The 19,374-nt window shown below is 67.0% G+C and carries 16 protein-coding genes; 9 read left to right on the forward strand and 7 right to left on the reverse strand.

Annotated features, from left to right (window positions below):
* Positions 1–63: 63 nt before the first annotated feature.
* Positions 64–546, forward strand: a complete 483-nt coding sequence (locus tag QRN67_RS23380) for a GNAT family N-acetyltransferase (RefSeq protein WP_285413803.1) — start codon at positions 64–66, stop codon at positions 544–546.
* Positions 547–556: 10 nt separating this feature from the next.
* Here QRN67_RS23380 and QRN67_RS23385 read toward each other — a convergent pair whose 3' ends face one another.
* A complete protein-coding gene (locus tag QRN67_RS23385) occupies positions 557–2,794 on the reverse strand; it encodes a heavy metal translocating P-type ATPase (protein ID WP_285413804.1) in 2,238 nt (745 codons plus the stop codon).
* A gap of 132 nt (positions 2,795–2,926) precedes the next feature.
* Here QRN67_RS23385 and QRN67_RS23390 point away from each other — a divergent pair, with 132 nt between their 5' ends.
* Complete coding sequence (locus tag QRN67_RS23390; RefSeq protein ID WP_081269753.1) at positions 2,927–3,124, forward strand: heavy-metal-associated domain-containing protein; 198 nt, start codon at positions 2,927–2,929, stop codon at positions 3,122–3,124.
* Positions 3,121–3,522: a Cu(I)-responsive transcriptional regulator gene (cueR, locus tag QRN67_RS23395; RefSeq protein ID WP_285413805.1), complete on the forward strand. Its 402-nt coding sequence runs from the start codon at positions 3,121–3,123 to the stop codon at positions 3,520–3,522. Before QRN67_RS23390 ends, cueR begins: the two co-directional genes overlap by 4 nt.
* Before the next feature lie 117 nt (positions 3,523–3,639).
* Here the strand turns inward: cueR and QRN67_RS23400 are convergent, their stop codons facing one another.
* Positions 3,640–4,569: a YcjF family protein gene (locus QRN67_RS23400; RefSeq protein WP_285413806.1), complete on the reverse strand. Its 930-nt coding sequence runs from the start codon at positions 4,567–4,569 to the stop codon at positions 3,640–3,642.
* Between the two features lie 579 nt (positions 4,570–5,148).
* On the opposite strand from QRN67_RS23400, the gene creB reads away from it, so the two are divergent.
* On the forward strand, positions 5,149–5,940 hold the full coding sequence (gene creB / locus QRN67_RS23405) for a two-component system response regulator CreB (RefSeq protein WP_081269756.1): 792 nt from the start codon (positions 5,149–5,151) through the stop codon (positions 5,938–5,940).
* Between the two features lie 124 nt (positions 5,941–6,064).
* Positions 6,065–7,516 carry a two-component system sensor histidine kinase CreC gene (creC, locus tag QRN67_RS23410; RefSeq protein WP_285413807.1) on the forward strand — a complete coding sequence of 484 codons (1,452 nt, stop codon included), beginning with the start codon at positions 6,065–6,067 and terminating at the stop codon, positions 7,514–7,516.
* Here the strand turns inward: creC and QRN67_RS23415 are convergent.
* The 5 genes from QRN67_RS23415 to creD all read right to left on the reverse strand — a co-directional run bounded on the left by QRN67_RS23415 (position 7,510) and on the right by creD (position 14,299).
* Positions 7,510–8,436 (reverse strand): acyl-CoA desaturase, encoded by a 927-nt coding sequence (locus QRN67_RS23415; RefSeq protein ID WP_285413809.1) that lies wholly within the window; start codon positions 8,434–8,436, stop codon positions 7,510–7,512. The genes creC and QRN67_RS23415 overlap by 7 nt on opposite strands.
* Positions 8,433–9,038: a hypothetical protein gene (locus QRN67_RS23420; RefSeq protein WP_081269759.1), complete on the reverse strand. Its 606-nt coding sequence runs from the start codon at positions 9,036–9,038 to the stop codon at positions 8,433–8,435. The genes QRN67_RS23415 and QRN67_RS23420 overlap by 4 nt, the downstream gene beginning before the upstream one ends.
* Before the next feature lie 85 nt (positions 9,039–9,123).
* A complete protein-coding gene (locus QRN67_RS23425) occupies positions 9,124–11,523 on the reverse strand; it encodes a penicillin-binding protein 1A (RefSeq protein WP_285413810.1) in 2,400 nt (799 codons plus the stop codon).
* A gap of 20 nt (positions 11,524–11,543) precedes the next feature.
* A complete protein-coding gene (locus QRN67_RS23430; protein ID WP_285413811.1) occupies positions 11,544–12,836 on the reverse strand; it encodes a glycoside hydrolase family 3 N-terminal domain-containing protein in 1,293 nt (430 codons plus the stop codon).
* Positions 12,833–14,299 carry a cell envelope integrity protein CreD gene (gene creD / locus QRN67_RS23435; protein WP_285413812.1) on the reverse strand — a complete coding sequence of 489 codons (1,467 nt, stop codon included), beginning with the start codon at positions 14,297–14,299 and terminating at the stop codon, positions 12,833–12,835. Before creD ends, QRN67_RS23430 begins: the two co-directional genes overlap by 4 nt.
* Positions 14,300–14,505: 206 nt before the next feature.
* Between creD and QRN67_RS23440 the strand changes: the two genes are divergently transcribed.
* From QRN67_RS23440 to QRN67_RS23455, 4 genes are all read left to right on the forward strand, one after another.
* The gene (locus tag QRN67_RS23440; RefSeq protein WP_285413813.1) at positions 14,506–16,578 is read left to right on the forward strand and encodes a VIT and vWA domain-containing protein; all 2,073 of its coding nucleotides are present in this window, start codon (positions 14,506–14,508) and stop codon (positions 16,576–16,578) included.
* 36 nt (positions 16,579–16,614) lie between these two features.
* Positions 16,615–17,544, forward strand: a complete 930-nt coding sequence (gene xrtQa / locus QRN67_RS23445) for an exosortase Q (RefSeq protein ID WP_285413814.1) — start codon at positions 16,615–16,617, stop codon at positions 17,542–17,544.
* Positions 17,525–18,094 (forward strand): exosortase Q subunit 2, encoded by a 570-nt coding sequence (gene xrtQb / locus QRN67_RS23450; protein ID WP_285413815.1) that lies wholly within the window; start codon positions 17,525–17,527, stop codon positions 18,092–18,094. The genes xrtQa and xrtQb overlap by 20 nt, the downstream gene beginning before the upstream one ends.
* An 83-nt stretch (positions 18,095–18,177) precedes the next feature.
* Positions 18,178–19,374 (forward strand): biosynthetic peptidoglycan transglycosylase, encoded by a 1,197-nt coding sequence (locus QRN67_RS23455; RefSeq protein WP_285413816.1) that lies wholly within the window; start codon positions 18,178–18,180, stop codon positions 19,372–19,374.

Here is a 19,374-nt window from a genome sequence, read left to right on the forward strand (position 1 = left end):
GGCCACCGCGCTCACTGGCTATGCTCGGCGCTTCCATCGCTCCTAAGCAGGCAAGAAAACACCATGCGCAGGCTCGCCACTCCTGAAGACATCGACACCGTCTTCGCCCTCTACATGCACGAGAAGGTCGTGCCCTACCTGGGCTACGACCCGATGCCGCTGGAAGACTTCCGCGACATCTACCGGCAACTGCTCGATGGCCGCGACTTCTTCGTCTACGAGCGCGGCGGACGCATCGCGGGCTTCTATCGCGCCGCGCGCTACCCCGGTCGAGTGCGGCACGTCGCCAGCCTCGGCACGCTCGCGGTCGATCCCGCGTTGCACGGCCAGGGCATTGCGCTGGCCATGGTGACCGACGCCATCGACCGGCTGAAGTCGGCCGGCGTCAAGCGCATCGAGCTCATCGTCGAAAGCGACAACGCGCCGGCGCTGCGCTTCTACGAAAAGCTCGGCTTCGAGCGCGAAGGCACGCTGCGCAAGTTCTACAAGCGCGCCGGCGACGCGCAGGCCATCGACGACCACGTCATGGCGCTGCTCATCGATTGAAAAGGCTGCGTCAGGGCTTCCAGCGCCGCAGCAGCAGCGCATTGGCCATCACGCTCACGCTCGACAGCGCCATCGCCGCGCCGGCCACCACCGGGCTCAGCAGGCCGAAGGCCGCGAGCGGAATGCCGGCCACGTTGTAGGCGAAGGCCCAGAACAGGTTCTGCCGGATCTTCGAGACCGTGCGGCCCGAGAGTTCGAAGGCCTGCGCCACCAGCGCAAGGTCGCCGCGCATCAGCGTGATGCCGGCGGCTTCCATGGCCACGTCGGTGCCGCCACCCGAAGGCGCCATCGCGATGCCGACATCGGCCGCCGCCAGCGCGGGCGCGTCGTTGGCGCCGTCGCCGACCATGGCCACCACGTGTCCGTTCTTTCTCAGGGCGGCGACCTGCGCGGCCTTGTCGGCCGGTAGCACGTCGGCGCGGACATCTCCCGCGGCAATACCCAGCCGCGCCGCCATCGCTTGCGCGGCGCGCAGGTTGTCGCCCGAGATCATCACCACGCGCAGGCCGCGCGCACGCAGGGTGCGAATGGCTTCGGCGGCCTGCGGCTTGGGTTCGTCGGCAAATGCCAGCAGCGCCTGCACATGCGCCGCGCCGGCCTCGTCGAAACGCAGCAGCGCGGAGACCGTTGCGCCCTTGGCCTGCAGGCGATCGACATCCGCCGCTTCGGGCATGGCGTCGAGTTCGCGGCACCAGCGCAGGCTGGCAATGGCCCAGGTGGCGCCGTCCACATCGCCACGCACGCCGCGGCCCGGCATGGCTTGCATCGCGCTCAACGCCGGAGCCTGCAGATTGCGCTGCGCGGCAGCGGCCAGCACCGCCTTCGCGAGCGGATGCTCGCTGCCGCCTTGCAGGCTGGCAGCGACCGCCAGCAACTCGTCTTCTGCCTCGATGGCACCGGCCACCGGCAGCAATTCAGTCAATACGGGACGGCCCAGCGTCAGCGTGCCTGTCTTGTCGAAGGCGACCGTGTCGACGCGGTGGGCGATTTCAAGCGCACGCGCATCCTTGATGAGGATGCCGTGCTTTGCCGCCACCCCGGTGCCGGCCATCACCGCCACCGGCGTCGCGAGACCGAGGGCACACGGGCAAGCGATGACCAGCACCGCCACCGCATGGATGAGTGCCGTCTCGATGCCCGCGCCCGCGAGCAGCCAGCCGGCCAGCGTGACGAGCGCGATCACCAGCACCACCGGCACGAACACGGCCGCGACCTTGTCCACCAGCCGCTGGATCGGCGCCTTCGCGGCCTGCGCGTCTTCGACCAGCCGGATGATGCGCGCGAGCACGCTCTCGGCACCCACCGCGCTCACCTCGATCACCATGCGGCCGTCGCCGTTCACGGCGCCGCCCGTCAATGCATCGCCGGGGCCCTTCGGCACGGGCAGCGGCTCGCCGGTGAGCATCGACTCGTCGACTTCGGACTGCCCCTCGATCACGCGCGCATCGGCCGGCACGCGTTCGCCGGGACGCACCACCAGGTGGTCGCCGACCATCACCTCGGCCAGCGGCACATCGCTTTCCTTTCCACGCGCGCCGACCAGGTGGGCGACCTCGGGGCGCAGCTGCTGCAGCGCACGGATGGCCGACGTGGCCTGGCGCTTGGCGCGCGCCTCGAGCCACTTGCCGAGCAGCACCAGCGTGATCACCACGGCCGAGGCCTCGAAATACAGATGCGGCATTTCTCCGTGGCCGGCATGCTCGCCGGCGGCCGCGCGCCACCACAGCCACAGCGACAACCCGAAGGCCGCGCTGGTGCCCAGCGCCACCAGAAGATCCATGTTTCCGGTGCGCGCCTTCGCGGCATGCCAGCCCGCGCGGTAGAAGCGCGCGCCGAGCCAGAACTGCACCGGCGCAGCAAGCAGCAGCTGCACCCAGGGCGGCAGCATCCAGTCTTGCCCGAACGGGCTGCCGACCATCGGCGCCATCAGCGGAATCGACAGCAGCAGGCCGACTGCAACCGGGCCGAAGCCGTGCCAGGGCGACAGCGCCGCGGCTTCGTCGGCAGCGCTTGCCGCCGCGCGCGGTTCGTAGCCCGCGGCACGCACCGCGCGGCGCACGCGCAGGTCGATGTCGTCGCCCGGCGCCGCCACGATCCGCGCCGATTCGGTCGCGAGGTTCACGCTCACGTCCTGCACGCCGGGTACGTTCTTGAGCGCGCGCTCGACACGCATCACGCATGAAGCGCAGGTCATGCCGCCGACCGAGAGGTCCAGCGTGGTCCGGGGTTGCTGCAGTGAATTTTCCATGTGCCAAGGCTAAAGCCTCACACCGTGGCAAGGTCAAGCGAATACTTTCAGAACCCCTTCGCTGGACATTGACATCGTGAGAGGGTTCAGACTTGCATCCTCTTCCCGATCATTTCAACAGGAGCAAAGACGATGAGCCAGAAATTCCAGGTCACGGGCATGAGCTGCGGCCACTGCGTGAACGCGGTGCAGAACGCCGTGCAGACAGTCGACCCCGAAGCGCAGGTGACGGTGGATCTCCCCACCGGCCACGTCGACGTGCTGAGCGACCAGCCGCGCAAGGACATCGTGGCCGCGATCGAGAACGCGGGCTACGCCGTCCAGCAATGACAGGCCACGTCGCCATCGGCGAAGCGGCGCAGCGCTCCGGCGTGTCGGCCCGCATGGTCCGGCACTACGAAGGCCTGGGCCTGCTGCCGGCGGTGGCACGCACCGAGAGCGGCTACCGCCAGTACGACGACGCCGACATCCACACGCTGCGCTTCATCAAGCGCTCGCGCGACCTCGGCTTCTCGATGGAGGAAATCTCGGAGCTGGTGGGGCTGTGGCACAACCGCCGGCGCGCCAGCGCGAGCGTGAAGCGCATCGCCGAAAAGCACCTCGGCGAACTCGAACAGCGCATTGCCGACATGCAGTCGATGCGAAACACGCTGGCCCACCTGGTCCACTGCTGCCACGGGGACGCCAGGCCGGATTGCCCGATCCTCGACGACCTGGGCAAGCCTTAGCAAACGCTCTCTTCCAGAAACACCGCGGAACCGGCTTTGCCGGGCCGCTGGTGTTGCCCCCGGCGAGGGGGTAGGAGAAGCGACACGAAGTGCGCGAAGCCTGGGGGAGCGCCCCAGTCAAGCGCCCCGCACCAGCGACAGCACCTTGCCCGCATCCAGCGTGCGGGCCTTCTCCTGGATGGCCGGCAGGTACTGCGTCTGCAGGCTCTGCCCTTCCTTCACCACGCCGGAGAACGCGTCCTTCAGCATCTGGGCCGACAGCGTGCGGCCGCCGGCGTAGTAGCGCTTGGCCACATGCCCCAGCGCATAGGTCGAGGCGAAGCTCATCCCCGAACTCACGGCCTGGTTGCCCAGCCCGCGCAACAGCCCGCCGCCCACCTTGCCGAGCAAGCCGCCGAGCAGCTTGCGCCCGGCCTGTTCCAGGTACTGCGAAGTCAGGCCCACGCCGACCGTGGCCAGGAAATCCTTGACGTGGCCGCTGTCCAGCTGGTAGCCGTGCGCCTGGCCGATGCGATAGACCAGCTTCATCTGCAGCGGAATGATCGCCATCGTCGACAGCGTCTCGGGCAGCAGCTCGAGCGCGCCGTTGAGGATGGCGGCGTTCAGGATGGTCTTGTCGAGTTCGGCGCCGTCGGGTGAATTCGCGGCGGTGGCCACCGCCGTTGCCGCCACCGGCACCGCTGCGATTTCTTCCGCCTGCTGCGAGAAACCGGCGGCCGAGGCACCCAGCCCCAGCGAGGTGCGCACGTCCGCCAGGAACATGCGCTCGGAGTCCGACTGCGCGCCGTCGGCATCGCACACGCACACCGCCATCTCGTAGGCGAGCTGCCGCGACTCGGTGCTCTTCAGCTTACCCAGCACCGATGCCAGCGACACCCGCTTCATCAGCACGTCCTGGTAGAGCGTCGGCAGGTTCACGCCGTCGGCCTGCGACAGGCCCTCCGCGATCCGCTTGATCTCTGCGCGTTCGCGTTCGTGCTTTTCGCCGTCGACGAAGGCCGCCAGCAGGCTGAGGGTCACGATGGCCTGTGTTTCAGAAGGTGTCATTTTTGATATTTCGTAATTTGCAATGTGAAGAAGGGCTGTGTTTTTCTTGCCGGCAACGGCGCGGCCTCCTCGGGCACGTTCTCCCCACAAAACTTGAGCAACTCTGTGGATAACGTTGGAGCTTCTGTGTAGGGACGTTGCAAGTTGTTGATTTTCAAAAGGAATCTACAGACTGCCTTATTTTTGCGCAATGGATTACCCTGCCCGAAAAACGTCTTTCGCAGATTTCCGAAGGGGTGTCAAAGGACAACTCTGGGGACAGTTCTGGCACAAGCCATCGGTTATCCACAGCGCTGCCGGGTTACCCAAAGTTGTTCATTTGCCGGGTACAGCCCGGAAGCGCGGCTGCGCACAGTGACACGGGCATGACAAGTCGTTGTCGCATAACGAAAAAAGCGGCATGTCCACAGAGGTGGGCAACCCTTATCTACTACTACTAATTTGAATAAGAAGAATAAGAAGATGGGAAAGGGACAGGCCTCGCCCGAAAAAAAAGGCCGCGAAAGGCCGCGCCGGCCCCGACGCCTCGATCGACAACCGGTCCTCCCGGCGCGCTCCCCCGTCGGTAACATCCGCGGGATGAGCTTCAAACCCCGGATCCTGATCGCCGAAGACGAATCGGGCATCGCCGACACGCTGCAGTACGTCCTGAAAAGCGACGGTTTCACGCCCATCTGGTGCGCCACGGCCGAGGAAGCGATCGCGCAGTTCGCCCAGGAACCACCGGCGCTGGCCATCCTGGACATCGGATTGCCCGATCTCAACGGCTTCGAACTCTTCAAGCGCCTCCAGGCGCTGAATCAGTCGATGGGCGGACCGGAGGTGCCGATGGTCTTCCTGACCGCCCGCAGCGACGAAATAGACCGCGTGGTGGGCCTCGAACTGGGTGCCGACGACTACATCGCCAAGCCGTTCTCCCCGCGTGAACTGGTCGCTCGCGTACGGACCATCCTGCGGCGCAGCGCCAGAAACGCGCCAGGAAGCCCGGGAACGGCTCCGGTGCCGAACCATGGGGTACCCCATCAAATCGGCGCCCACGCGCCTCATGCGGCCGCTCAACCCCCTTCCATGCCGTTTTCGCTGGACGTCGAGCGGATGCAGATCCGGTACTACGGACGCCTGCTCGAACTCTCGCGCTACGAATACGGCCTGCTGAAATTGCTGGTCCAGCGCCCGGGGCGCGTCTTCACGCGAGACGAACTGCTCGAACTGGTCTGGGACGACTCGAGCGACAGCTTCGACCGCACGGTCGACGCGCACATCAAGACCCTGCGCGCCAAGCTCAAGGCGATTGCGCCGGACGTCGAGCCGATCCGCACCTTGCGCGGCACCGGCTACGCACTGAACGAAGAATTGCCCTCGAAGGCATGAATCCGAGCTTGGGATGCCTTTTCGCGGAATACCGCGGAACCGGCTTTGCCGGGCCGCTGGTATTGCCCCCGGCGAGGGGGTTGGCGGCCACACGAAGTGGGCAAGCCTGGGGGAGTGCCAAGTCGTGACCAGGCGCACGCGGATATTCATCGGGATCCTGCTGATCTACACGGCGGGCATCGCCTTCCTGCTGTACCGCGTGGTCTCGGACATTGACCCGCGCTACCGCGAGTCGGCCGAGGAATCGCTGGTCGAGACCTCGCAGCTGCTGGCCAGCCTGGTCGAGCAGGACGTGATCGCCGGCGCCATCAACACCGCGCGCCTCGAGCCGTTGTTCCGCACCGCCTATGCGCGCGAGTTCTCGGCGCAGATCTACAACCTGCACAAGAGCCAGGTCGAGCTGCGCGTGTACGTGACCGACCGCAACGGCCGCGTGATGTTCGATTCGCTCGGCAGGCATCTCGGCGCCGACTATTCGCAATGGATGGACGTGAGCCGCACGCTGGCCGGCCTGTACGGCGCGCGCACTTCGCGCGACGTCGACGGCGACCCGCGCACCTCGGTCATGTACGTGGGCGCGCCGATCCGCTGGAACAACGAGATCGTCGGCATGGTCAGCGTCGGCAAGCCGGTGCAGAGCTTCGGCCAGTTCGTGGAAGACGCGCGGGCGCGCACGCTGTGGGTGGGCGTGGGCTCGGGGCTCGCGCTGCTGCTGCTGGCGCTGATCGTGTCGGTATGGCTGGTGCGGCCCTTCGGGCTGATCCGCGACTACTGGACCTGGGTGCGCGCGCAGCGCACCCTGAGCCTGTCGCGCATGGTGCGCCGCGCCATCGACGGCGTGCGCAGCGGCTTCAGCGAAATGCGCGACGCATTGACGGGACGCAGCTACGTGGCCGACTACGTGCAGACATTCACGCATGAAGTGAAGAGCCCGCTCTCGGCCATTCGCGGTGCGGCCGAGCTGCTGCAGGAACCGTCGATGCCGCATGCCGAGCGCGAACGCTTCCTGGTGAACATCGAGCGCGAGACACAGCGCATCCAGGAAATCGTCGACCGCATGATGGAGCTCACCGCGCTCGAGACACGGCGCGTGCTGGACCGCACCGAGCCGGTCGCGCTGGCTTCGCTGATCGACGACATCGCCATCAGCGCCCAGCCCGCGGCGGCCAAGCGGAACATCAGGCTGCTGGTGAACATCCGCAACGAAGCCAGCACGGAAGGCGACCCGTTCTTGCTGCGCCGCGCGATCAGCAACCTGCTGGACAACGCAATCGATTTTTCACCGCGCGACAGCGAGGTGCTGCTCACGCTGGAGACCACGTCCAGGCTCGCGCGCGTGAGCGTGCGCGACCACGGACCGGGCATTCCGGAGTACGCGCAGGAAAAAGTCTTCCAGAAGTTCTATTCGCTGGCCAGGCCGCACAGCAAGAAGAAAAGCACCGGGCTCGGGCTGGCGTTCGTGAAGGAGATCGCGACCTTGCACCGCGGGCGCATCGAGCTGGGCAACGCGTCGCGCGGCGGTGCGGTGGCGACGCTCACGCTGCCGCTCTTGTCACATCCAGGGCGGAATCACTGAGCGGATTTCAGTACCTCGAGCTCGGGGCGCGGCGGCAGTGATTCGGGCAGGCGCAGATCCCACACCAGTCCGCATCGTTCGAGCAGCCTGAGCATCCACCAACCCGGATCCCACTCGCCGGGAGCGAGCCCGAGCCGGGCTGATCCTGGAAACGCATGGTGGTTGTTGTGCCAGTTCTCGCCCATGGTCAGCAAGGAGATCCATGGGATGTTGCGGCCCTGCACCGCCGCGCCGCGCACTTCGTAGTTCATTTCGCCCTGGTTGTGCGCAAACCAGCCGATCAGCCAGTGGCCCAGGACACCAGCCGTCACGCGTGCGCATACGCCCCAGAAAACGAAAGCCCAGCCACCCCAAATGTAGAAAAGCACGGCGATCGGCAACTGCTGCAGCATCCAGGTCCGTTCGAGCCAATGCAGGAATGGATCCTCCGCGACAAGAGGTTCGAGCTGCATGTCCGGCGGGTGCGGGAACCTGAGATCGCAATGCAGTTGCCAACATGCGTCGGTCCAGAAACCGCGGCCGTGCCGCAGGTAGGCGTGACAGGCCGGCAGGCGCTGCGCGTAGTCGCGCAATTCATGCTGGCGAAGAATGCCCAGTGGACCGGCCAGTCCGACGAGGACCCCGCAGTAGATCAAAGTGCATCGCAGCCAGCGAGGACATTGAAAGCTGTGATGAATCAGCTGGCGATGGCTGCCGAGCGAATGGCCGAACAGCAGGACGAAAGCGGTGCTGGCGACAAAAAGTGCCAGTGCGTCCCAACGAAAGAAAAAAATGCAGCCGCCAAGCGCGGCGGCAGCCATGCCGGAGAACCAGAGCGACTTGGCCGGCGCATATCGAACTTCACCATCGCAGCCAAAGCTGGCTTGTGTTGCACGAATGCGGTGGTGGTCGAGTCCCGTGGGCCGCACCGCAGGGCTCAAATGCCGGTCAGTGCGCGATAGGCACTGCGCGTCTCCGGACTCACCGCATCGAGCAGTTGCTCATACGAGGTCTGGTGCCGCGCCAGCATGCGCGCCGAAGCCACGGTCTTCGACTTGCAGTACCAGTGGCAGGTGTGCTGCATCAGGAACAGCTCGGCCGACATGGTGAAGGCCTTGGACTTGGGCGTGCGGTTCGACTCGTTGCGCATCACGCCGGCAATGCCGCGCGCGTGGATCAGCAGGGCCTGGCGGAAGTCGAAGCTCGCGGCCGGGAAGATGGTGGTGGCCATCGGGATGCCCACCGGCAGCTTGCTCATGCGCGTGAGCGGTTCGGGCAGGCGCGAGAACTCGGCGGCGAAGCTGTCGAACTGGCCCGCGAGCTTTTCCTCGGTGGAGTCCAGCAGGCTCCAGATCTGCTGGCGGCGTTCGGCGTCGTCCTCGCCGAGGCAGCGCAGGTAGCCCGACGTGAGGCTCTCCATCAGCTTTTCGATCTGGTAGCGGCCGAGGTGGCTGCCCAGCAGTGCGATGCGCTGTCGCTGGTCTCTGGACTTGAGGATGTAGAAGCCGGCGGCAATGAGTGCCACCAGAGTAAGAATTTCCATGGATGCGGGGGAATAAGGGAAAAAGGCGGGAAGCAGCACCGAGTGTAGGCACCGCCATCCCGCCTTTGTTTCCTGCGACAACGCGCTAGCGGAAGAAATCGAGGATCTTGTTGCGCTCTTCGGGCGGCGGCGGTGCGCCGATGGGCGCGCTCGTGAGTTCCTCCACAGGCGGCGGCGCCTCGGTGCTGTCCAGCCCCAGGCTGGCCACGTTGTGGCCCGGCGTGAAGTCGTCGAAATACAGCTCGCCGTCGATGCGCACCACGCCCGGCGGTTCGGCCGGCTGCGTCACTGGCACGCCCTGCAGCGCGGTCTGCATGTAGCCGGTCCAGATCGGCAGGCTCAGGCTGCCGCCGGTTTCGCCGCGCACGCCCAGTTGCCGCGGCGTGTCGTAGCCGACCCAGGCCACGCCGACCATGGTCGGCTGGAAGCCGGCGAACCAGGTGTCGAAGGAGTCGTTGGTGGTGCCGGTCTTGCCGTAGAGGTCGTCGCGCTTGAGCGTCTGGTAGGCCTTGAAGCCGGTGCCGTTGCGCACCACGCTCTGCAGCAGCGAACTCATGATGAAGGCGTTGCGCTGCGGAATGGCACGGCGCGATTCGTCGAGCACCGGCGGCTCGGTCTCCATCAGGACCTTGCCCTTCATGTCGGTTACCTTGGTCACGAGGTACGGGTTGACGCGGTAGCCGCCGTTGGCGAACACCGAATAGCCCACCGCCATCTGCATCGGCGTGACCGAGCCGGCGCCCAGGCCCATGGGCAGGTTGGCGGGCTGCTTGTCCTTGTCGAAGCCGAACTTGGTGACCCAGTCTTGCGCATAGGGTGCGCCGATGGACTGCAGCACGCGCAGCGTCACCAGGTTCTTCGACTTCATGAGCGCGGTGCGCAGCGGCATCGGGCCGTCGTAGGTGCCTTCGAAGTTCTTCGGCTCCCACGGCTGGCCGCCGTTGGCGCTGGCGTCGAAGTACAGCGGCGCGTCGTTCACCACGGTGGCGGGCGTGAAGCCTTTCTCGAGTGCGGCCGAATAGATGAAGGGCTTGAAGCTCGAGCCCGGCTGGCGCCAGGCCTGGGTCACGTGGTTGAATTTGTTCTTGCCGAAATCGAAGCCGCCGACCAGCGCCTTGATGGCGCCCGAGCGCGGGTCCATGCCGATGAAGGCCGCCTCGACCTCGGGCAGCTGCGTGATCTCCCAGGTGTTCTTCGGCGTCTTCGCGACGCGGATCACCGCGCCGCGGCGGATCTTGATGTTCGGCGGCGCCTTGGCCGCGAGGCCCGACTGCGCGGGCTTCAGGCCCTCGCCGGTGATCTGGATGGTTTCCCCGTTGGCGCGCACGGCGCTGATTTCCTTCGGACTGGCATCGAGCACCACGGCCGCGATCACGTCGCCGTTGTCGGGGTGTTCGGCCAGCGCGTCGTCCACGGCCTCGTCGATTTCCTTCTGATCGGTCGGCAGGTCGACGAACTTCTCGGGACCGCGATAGGCCTGGCGGCGCTCGTAGTCCATGACGCCCTTGCGCAGCGACTTGTAGGCTGCAGCCTGGTCGGCCGCGACCAGCGAGGTGTAGACCTTCAGGCCGCTGGTGTAGATGCTGTCGCCGTACTGCGCGTACATCATCTGGCGCACGGTCTCGGCCACGTACTCCGCATGCAGCCGGTTCGGGTCGGCGGCATCGCGCAGGTGCAGTTCTTCCTTCTTCGCGGCGGCCGCCTGCTCGGCGGTGATGAAGCCGGTTTCCTGCATGCGGTCGATCACATACAGCTGGCGCGCCCGCGCGCGGCGCGGATTGGCCACGGGGTTGTTGGCGCCGGGCGCCTTCGGCAGGCCGGCCAGCATGGCGGCCTCGGCGATGGTCACGTCCTGCAGCGGCTTGCCGAAGTAGGTCTCGGCGGCGGCGGCGAAACCGTAGGCGCGGTTGCCCAGGTAAATCTGGTTCAGGTAGATCTCGAGGATCTGGTCCTTGGTGAGCTGCTGCTCGAGCCGCAGCGCCAGCAATATCTCGTAGGTCTTGCGGCTCATGGTCCGCTCGGAGCTCAGGTACACGTTGCGCGCGACCTGCATCGTGATGGTGGAGGCGCCCTGCTTGCGCCCGCCCTTCAGGCTGGCGACCGCCGCGCGCACGAAGCCCTTGTAGTCGACGCCGCCGTGGTCGTAGAAGCGCGCGTCTTCCACGGCGAGCACCGCGTCTTTCATGACCTTGGGAATGTCGGCGAACGGCGTGAGGTTGCGGCGCTCTTCACCGAACTCGCCGATCAGCTGGCCTTCGGTCGAGTACACGCGCAGCGGCAGCTTGGGGCGGTAGTCGGACAGTTCGGAGACATCGGGCAGCTTCGGATAGATGGCCACCACGGCCACGATGGCGGCGACCAGCACCACCAGCGCGCCGGAACCCACCACCACCGCGCCCCACTTGGCGATGCGTTTCCAGCGGCGGTTCGGATCGGCCGGCACGGATCCGTCGTCGGGAGGGGTGGAGCTTGAGCGTTTGGACATAGAAAGGAATTACTGGCTGGCTAGCGAGAAGGTTGGAGCCGCCGCGCGTCGGCGCGTTCCGGCAAAAGGAGATCGGGTGCGCCGCGCTGCGCGGCCTGCAGCGCGCAGTGCATGGCGTCGAAGTACTTGTCGTGGTCGTAGGCGATCAGCAGCAGATCCACCCCGGCGCCGAGGGCGCGGACGGTGGCGTCGCACAGACCGCGGTTGTAGGCCGCGCCCATCGTGAGGTCGTCTGTGACGAGCAGGCCCTGGTAGCCCCACTCGCTCCGAATCACCTGCCGCACGATTCTGCGCGAGAAAGAGACCGGATGTTCCGCGTCGAGTTCCGGAAGGATCACATGGCCCAGCATGATCGCTGCGTCAGATTGTTTCGATACTTCTTGAAATGGTTTCCAGTCATGTGTTGCAAGTCGGGCCGCCGGCGTGTGCAGCACCGCGGCGAAATGGTGCGTGTCCTCGGTCACACCGGCCAGCCCGGGAAAGTGCTTGAGCGTGCCGCGAATGCCAGCAGATTCAAGGCCTCGCTCGTAAGCGAGCGCCACCTGCGCGGTGATGGCAGGGTCGGCCGAAATGGCACGTTCGTCGATGCGGGTGTGAAGGTCCCATCGGCCCGGCGCGCGGCCCGGGCGCAGGTCGACCACCGGGCTGAAATTGAGTGTGATGCCTAAAGCAGCGAGCGCCCTGCCCTGCCGTGCGCCGTAAGCATGGGCGCGCTGCTTGAGTTCTTCATCTGACACTTCGGCGTCGAGCAGCGTGGCCAGCGCGGGTTGCGGTTCGACCAGCGGGGAGAGCCGAGAGACGGCGCCACCCTCCTGGTCGGTCGCGACCACCAGCGGCGGCAGCCCGGCTTCGCGGCGCAGCGCCTGCAGGCCGGCGATTTCATCGCGCAGTTCGGCGGCGGTGCGGCCCTTCACATTACGGCCGGTCACGAAAATGCCGCCGATCAGGCCCTTGCGGACGCGGTCGCGCAGCTGCGCCGCATCGTCATAGCCGACGATGAAGCGCGCACCGAGCGCCTGGGCGACAGGGCCCGATGCGGCTTCGACCTCGGCCCGGTGCCGGCGCGATGCGGCTTCGTTGCCCAGGGCAGTGAGCAAGGCCGCGAAGGCCAGGCCCAGCGCCACGGGACGCAGCCTGCCCCGCGCGAACCGCCAAGCGATGGCGATGCCCACGGCGAGCGCGCCCAGCAGCAAACACAGCTCCCACGCACGCATGAAACGCAGATGCGGGTCTTTCAGGTGCCAAGCCCAGAACCACAGCACGGCCAGGAAAACCCAGCCCACCGCGCCGGCGATGACCCGCAGCGCTCTCATGGCGTGTCGTCGGCACGGCGCGAAAGCGCATACCAGTCGACCTTGCGCGTGACCAGCATCAGCGCGGCCAGCATGCCGAAGATCAGCAATGCGCCGAGCAGCAGTGCATTGCTTTCCGATGCGAGCAGCCCGTAGAGCGCACCGTACAGCAGCGCCACGAAAGCGCCGAACGACAACCCGCGCCGCCAGCCCGCCAGCACGGCACTGAAATACACCGCCAGCAGCACGACGCTGGCTGCGGCGGCACCGGCGTAGGCCATCCAGAACGCGAACTTCTCCGACAGCGCGAGCAGCAGCAGGAAGAACAGCGCGATCGACAGGCCCACCAGGCCGTACTGGACCGGATGAAGCCGCAGCTTGCGGAACAGCTCGAACATGAAAGCCGCCATCAGCACCATGCCGATGAAGAGCGCGCCGTACTTGCCCGCGCGCGTGCTCATCGAATAGACGTTGATCGGCTGCGCGAGCGAGACGTCGAAGGTCTGCAGCGGACCGATACTGCGGCGCGGCATGTTCATGCCGGCGACCGTGGCGTTCGCGCCGGCCACGTCCGCCGTGTTGCCGTCGGCGGGACCGCCACGGCCCGAAAGACCGGAACGCACCTGCTCGCGCGCCGAGGTGACGAGGGACGACACGCGCCAGTGCGCGTCGAAGCCTTGCGGCGTCACGCTGCGCTCGGCCGCGAGAAAGCGGCCGCCGAAGCTCGGGTGGGCCCAGGGCGAGGTGAGATGCGCGGTGGTTTCCTCGGCAATGGGCGCAATGGCCAGGGTGTCCTGCCCGACGAGGCCGATCTTCATTTCGAAGGCGACCGGCGTGCCGGCCTGCCATGCGGCAAGCGCGGCACCGGTGACGGGTGCGTGGATGCCATCGGCAAACCAGGCGTCGTCGGCCAGGCCGGGCACGCGCTGCCTGAAGCGAAGCGCCTCGCCGGCCATCACCACCGTGGGCGAGCCGTCGAGGCCGCGCAGGTCGCTCACGTTGAAGGCGATGAACGGGGCCTTGAACTCGATCTTCGAATCGGCTTCGCTGTGCGAGACGGCCTTCGGGTCGAAGGCCGCGAAGCCGCCGCCGAGCGTGGCGTTCAGCGTGTAGAACGGGATTTTGAAGATGCCGCGGTAGCGCTCCTGCGGCGCCATCGTGCCTTCGATGTGCAGCTTGTCGGGGAACACCACGTGGGCCATTTCCTTGCTGCGCGGCTCCTGGCCGATCACCTTGCCCTGCGCGTTGCGCAGCGGCTCCATCCAGCGCTCGACATACGGCACCAGCAGCAAGGGGCCAACCACCGTCTGGCGGCCGGCGTAGGTGGCGGCTAGCTCGCGGCCCGCTTCGCGCTGGCTCTCGCCGCGCTCGCGGTTGATCGAATCGATTTCCGCGAGCGGAATGCACAGCAGCAACAGCAGGAAGAACAGGCCGGCCACCTTGACCAGCATTGAACTCTGCAGGACCTTCAACAACTGAAGCATGTTTTTCTCTCCTCGTCGGTATCGGTGAAGCGGCGATGCTCTCCGCGCGACCCGAAGGCCGTGTGAAGCACCTTGCGCGCTTGCCTTCACACAAACTTCACACAGCGGAAAACCGGCTTTTTCGACTTCAAGGAGCCTTCCAACTGGCTTCTCGCGCGGTGTCGACATTCAGTCCCGTGCAAGTTCGCACGGACAAGGACACCGCCATGAACGCCCCCACCACTCCACGCCCCGGCCGCTGGCTCTGGCTCGCCACCGTGAGCCTGGCGACCGTGGGCTTCGTCGCATTGAGCGCGCGCCCGGTGTATGCGCAGGAAGCGCCCGCCGGCCCGCGCCTGAAGACAGAGAGCCCGTATTTCTTCGTCAAGAGCGACGACCCCTCGGTCGACCGCCTGCCCCTGAAAGGCACCGAGGTGGCCGTGAAGATCTCGGGCGTGATCGCCGACGTGACGGTCACGCAGACCTATCGCAACGAAGGCACGCGCGCCATCGAGGCCAAGTATGTTTTCCCCGGTTCGACCAAGGCGGCAGTGAGCGGCCTCAACGTGCGGCTGGCCGACCGGCTCGTCACCGCGCAGATCCGCGAGAAGCAGCAGGCGCAGATCGAATACGACACCGCCAAGAAAGAAGGCAAGACCGCCGCGCTGCTGGAGCAGCACCTGCCCAACGTGTTCCAGATGAACGTCGCCAACATCATGCCGGGCGACGACGTGAAGGTGGAACTGCGCTACACCGAACTGCTGGTGCCGCAGTCGGGCAACTACGAGTTCGTGTTCCCGACCGTGGTGGGCCCGCGCTACAACAGCCCGCAGTCGGCCAACGCGCAGGCCAAGTGGGTGGCGCAGCCCACGCTCGCGGAAGGCGCGGCGAGCGGCACCAGCTTCAAGCTCAAGGCCAGCATCGACACGCCGATGGGCCTGAAGGAAATCCGCTCGACCACGCACACCGTCGACGTGAAGAAGAGCGACGAAGACAGGCACGCCGACGTCGTGCTCACCGCCGACGGCCGCCCCGCGGACAACCGCGACTTCGTGCTCGACTACCGCCTGGCCGGCGAAAAGATCGAGTCGGGCCTGATGCTCTACAAGGGCCAGGGAGAGAACGCCGAGAACTTCTTCCTCGCGATGGTGGAGCCGCCCAAGGCCGTGGCCGCCAGCGCCATTTCGCCGCGCGACTACATCTTCGTGGTCGACATCTCGGGCTCCATGCACGGCTTTCCGCTCGACACCGCGAAGACGGTGCTCGAGCGCCTGATCGGCGGCCTGCGCCCGAGCGACACCTTCAACGTGCTGCTGTTCTCGGGCAGCAACAGGATGCTCTCGCCCAAGTCGGTGCCGGCCACGCGCGCCAACATCGAGCAGGCGCTGGCCACCATCCAGAACTACGGCGGCAGCGGCAGCACCGAGCTGATTCCGGCGCTCAAGCGCGTGTATGCCGAGCCGAAGGAAGACAAGGTGTCGCGCACCGTGGTGGTCGTGACCGACGGCTACGTGACGGTCGAGCGCGAAGCCTTCGATCTGGTGCGCAAGAACCTGTCGAAGGCCAACGTGTTCGCCTTCGGCATCGGTTCGTCGGTGAACCGCAGCCTGATGGAAGGCATTGCGCGCGCCGGCATGGGCGAGCCGTTCATCATCACCGACCCGATCCAGGCGCCCGAGCAGGCGGCGCGTTTTCGCCGCATGGTCGAGTCGCCGGTGCTCACGAACGTGAAGGCGACCTTCGGCGGACTCGACGTGTACGACGTGGAGCCGCAGGCCCTGCCCGACGTGCTCGGCGAACGCCCGGTGATCGTGTTCGGCAAGTGGCGCGCGGATTCGAGCGGGCAGGCAAAAGGCCGCGTGATCATCGAAGGCCAGGGCGCCAGCGGCCCCTATCGGCAGGAAGTGCGCATCGACGAGCGCACCCGCCAGGATACGGCGGCGCTGCGCACGCTGTGGGCGCGCCACCGCATCCAGAGCCTGAGCGACCAGGAAACGCTGGAAGGCGGCACGGCCTTCAAGGACCGCATCACCGAACTGGGCCTGAAGTACAGCCTGCTCACCCAGTACACGAGCTTCATTGCCGTCGACAAGGTGGTGCGCAACCTGGCGCCGCAGAACAGCGCGGACGTGAACCAGCCCTTGCCCCTTCCGCAAGGCGTGAGCGAACTGGCGCTCGGCGCCGAGGTGCCGAGCACGCCCGAACCCGAGACGCTGGGCGCCATCGCGGTCGTGCTGTCGATGCTCGCCATGCTGCGCCGCCGGGCCCGCCGCAACGACGCGCGCCGCTTCACCGCCTGAACGCGCTGAACGCTTGAACCACCAAGAAAGAAAAGAATGTCTCTGGCAGCACTTGCCCATCGCCACCCGCGCATCGTCGACTGGGGCATCCTCATCGACCGCGCACCGGCCGCCGGCTGGCTCGGCCTTCAATTCCTGGCGCTGATGCCGACCTGGGCCTGGATGGTCCAGCGCATGCGCGACGGCTCCGACGATCCGCTGGGCCTGCTGGCGCTGGTCGCACTGGCCGCGCTGACCTGGAACAGCCGGCGCGAGCTGCGCGCCTCGCCGCGGCTGGGCTGGCTCGTGCTGGCTGGCGCGGGCACGGTGCTCGCGACCCTGCTGCGCACCGGGCTCGGTGTGCTGCCCGCGCTGCCGCCGCTGGCGGCGGGTCTCGTGGCGGTGCTGGCGCTGGCCTGCGGGCTGCTGGCGTTCCTGCCGCGCAACGTGGGCAGGTTGCCGGTGGCGGGGCTCGCGGTGCTGGCGCTGCCGCTGCTGTCGTCGCTCCAGTTCTATGCGGGCTATCCGCTGCGGGTGGTCACGGCCGAGGCGAGCCGCTGGCTGCTCGCGCCGGGCTTCGAGGTGATGCGCGAAGGCACCAGCCTGATGGTCGACGGCCGCCTCGTGATCGTCGATGCGCCCTGCTCGGGCGTTCAGATGGTCTGGCTCGGCTACTTCACGGCCTGCGCGGTCGCGCTGTGGGCGCGCCGCGGCGACCAAGCCTTCCTGCGCCGCCTGCCGATGGTCGGGCTGCTGGTGCTGGCCGGGAACATCGTGCGCAACAGCGTGCTGATCGCCTTCGAAGGCGCCGGCCATCCGCTGGCGGGCTGGGCGCACAACGCGCTGGGCCTGGCGGTGCTCGCCTTCGTGTGCGCCGCCATCGCCCGCCTGATGGTGCCGGAGCGCCACGTGGCCGAACCTGCCGGACAACCCATCCCGGGCCTGATCACCACCCAAGGAGGCCGCCGTGTCGACACCGTTCTTTGAGCGCTGGCTCGCCAACCATTTCATCAACCGCATCGGCCACAAGTCGGCCTTCGCGCTGGCGATGCTGCTGTGCATGCTGTGGTCGGCCGGCGCGGCGTTGCGTGCGCCGGCCGAGCCGGCGGCCCTGGCCGCGTCGCACGAATGGCCCAGCCAGTGGGACGGCGTGCCGCTGCGCCCGCTGGCGCTGAGCGACGTGGAGCAGCGCTTCGCGGACAGCTTTCCGGGCGCCATCGGCCGCATGACCGACGGCACGCAGACCCTGGTGATGCGCGAGGTGAAGCAGCCCACGCGCATGCTGCATCCGGCGGCCGACTGTTATCGCGCGCTGGGCTACCGCATCGAGCAGGCCCGGCTGGAACGCGATGCGCAGGAGCGCCTGTGGCGCTGTTTTGTTGCGCAACGGCACGGCGCGCAAAAAATCCGTGTTTGCGAGCGCATCGTCGACGCCCGGGGCACGGCTTTCACAGACACTTCAAGCTGGTACTGGGCAGCGGCCAGCGGCCAATCGCATGGACCGTGGCAAGCTGTCACCGTGGCCAGACCGATCTGAGAAACGAGCCTGTGAAGAAGACCCTGCGAATTGTGCTTTTCAGCCTGATGGCCCTTGTCATCACGGCGTGTGTTGCTATCTTTTTGATAGTCAAGCTGGCGCTTGCGCCGGCTGCCGGCGAATGGAGCACCACGGTGAAGGCCGGTCCGCTGAATTTCGAGATCGGCGTGCCCACCGCATTGCGCGTGGCCACCTCGCCGTGGTTCGCGCCCTACTTGGACGGGCGTTCGTTCGACACCCGCGCCGGCGCCGTGCGCTTTGCCTGGAAGCCGGCCGGGGAGCTGCTGGAGATGCAATGCACGCCCTGCAGCGCCGAGGTGCCGGCGCTCGGCACCCAGCCGATCAGGGTCGAGCGGCTTGTGGCCACCGTCAAGCGCGACGGCAACACCCTCAGCGGCACCTTCGAAGCCACGCCCGAGAGCACCGACACGACCCGGTTGCACGGCCGCTGGGAAGGCAAGCTCTCGCCAAAAAATCTGCAGCTCAGCGCCAAAGTCGAAGACGCGCCCATCGCCCGCTGGTATGCGGTGCTGGTGCCCACGCTGCCGGAGCTGCGCAGCGCGCGCATCGGCGGCACGCTGGCGCTGCACGGGCAACTGCTGCTGCCCGAGGCCACGTTCGCGGTGCAGCCGACCATCAGCCAGTTCACCGTCGAGGGACTCGGCACCGAGGCCATGCTCAATGCGCGCACCAGCTGCGGCCCGTCGGCCAGGCTGACCAACGACAGCTGGCTGGCGCGCGCGGTGGTAGCCGCCGAAGACCAGCGCTTCTTCACCCATGCCGGCTACGACCTGACCGAGATCCTCGCGTCGATCGACAACAACCAGAAGCCGGGCCAGACCAAGCGCGGCGGCAGCACCCTCACGCAGCAACTGGCCAAGCTGCTGGTGACGGGAAGCGACCGCACCGCCGAACGCAAGCTGCGCGAGATGCTCTACGCGGTCGAGATGGAGCAGACGCTGGGCAAGGCCCGCATCCTGCAGCTCTACCTCGACAACGCGCCGTGGGGCGGCAGCATCTGCGGCGCCGAGGCGGCGGCGCGGCGCTACTTCAAGCGCAGCGCGCGCACGCTGGAGCCGGCGCAGGCCGTGTGGCTCGCGGCCATGCTGCACAAGCCGCAGGCCGTACTCGAGCAGTGGCGGCGCGACGGCCACATCGACGCCGACCGCACCAAGTGGGTTGCCGAAAGCATCCGCGGCATCAGCCGGAACCAGCGCGAGGCACTGCTCAAGAGCGTGGCCGCGGCGAAGTTCACGGCGCCCGAGGCCGTCACGCAATGA

The organism is Variovorax sp. efr-133-TYG-130 (assembly GCF_030208835.1).
Lineage (GTDB): Bacteria > Pseudomonadota > Gammaproteobacteria > Burkholderiales > Burkholderiaceae_C > Variovorax.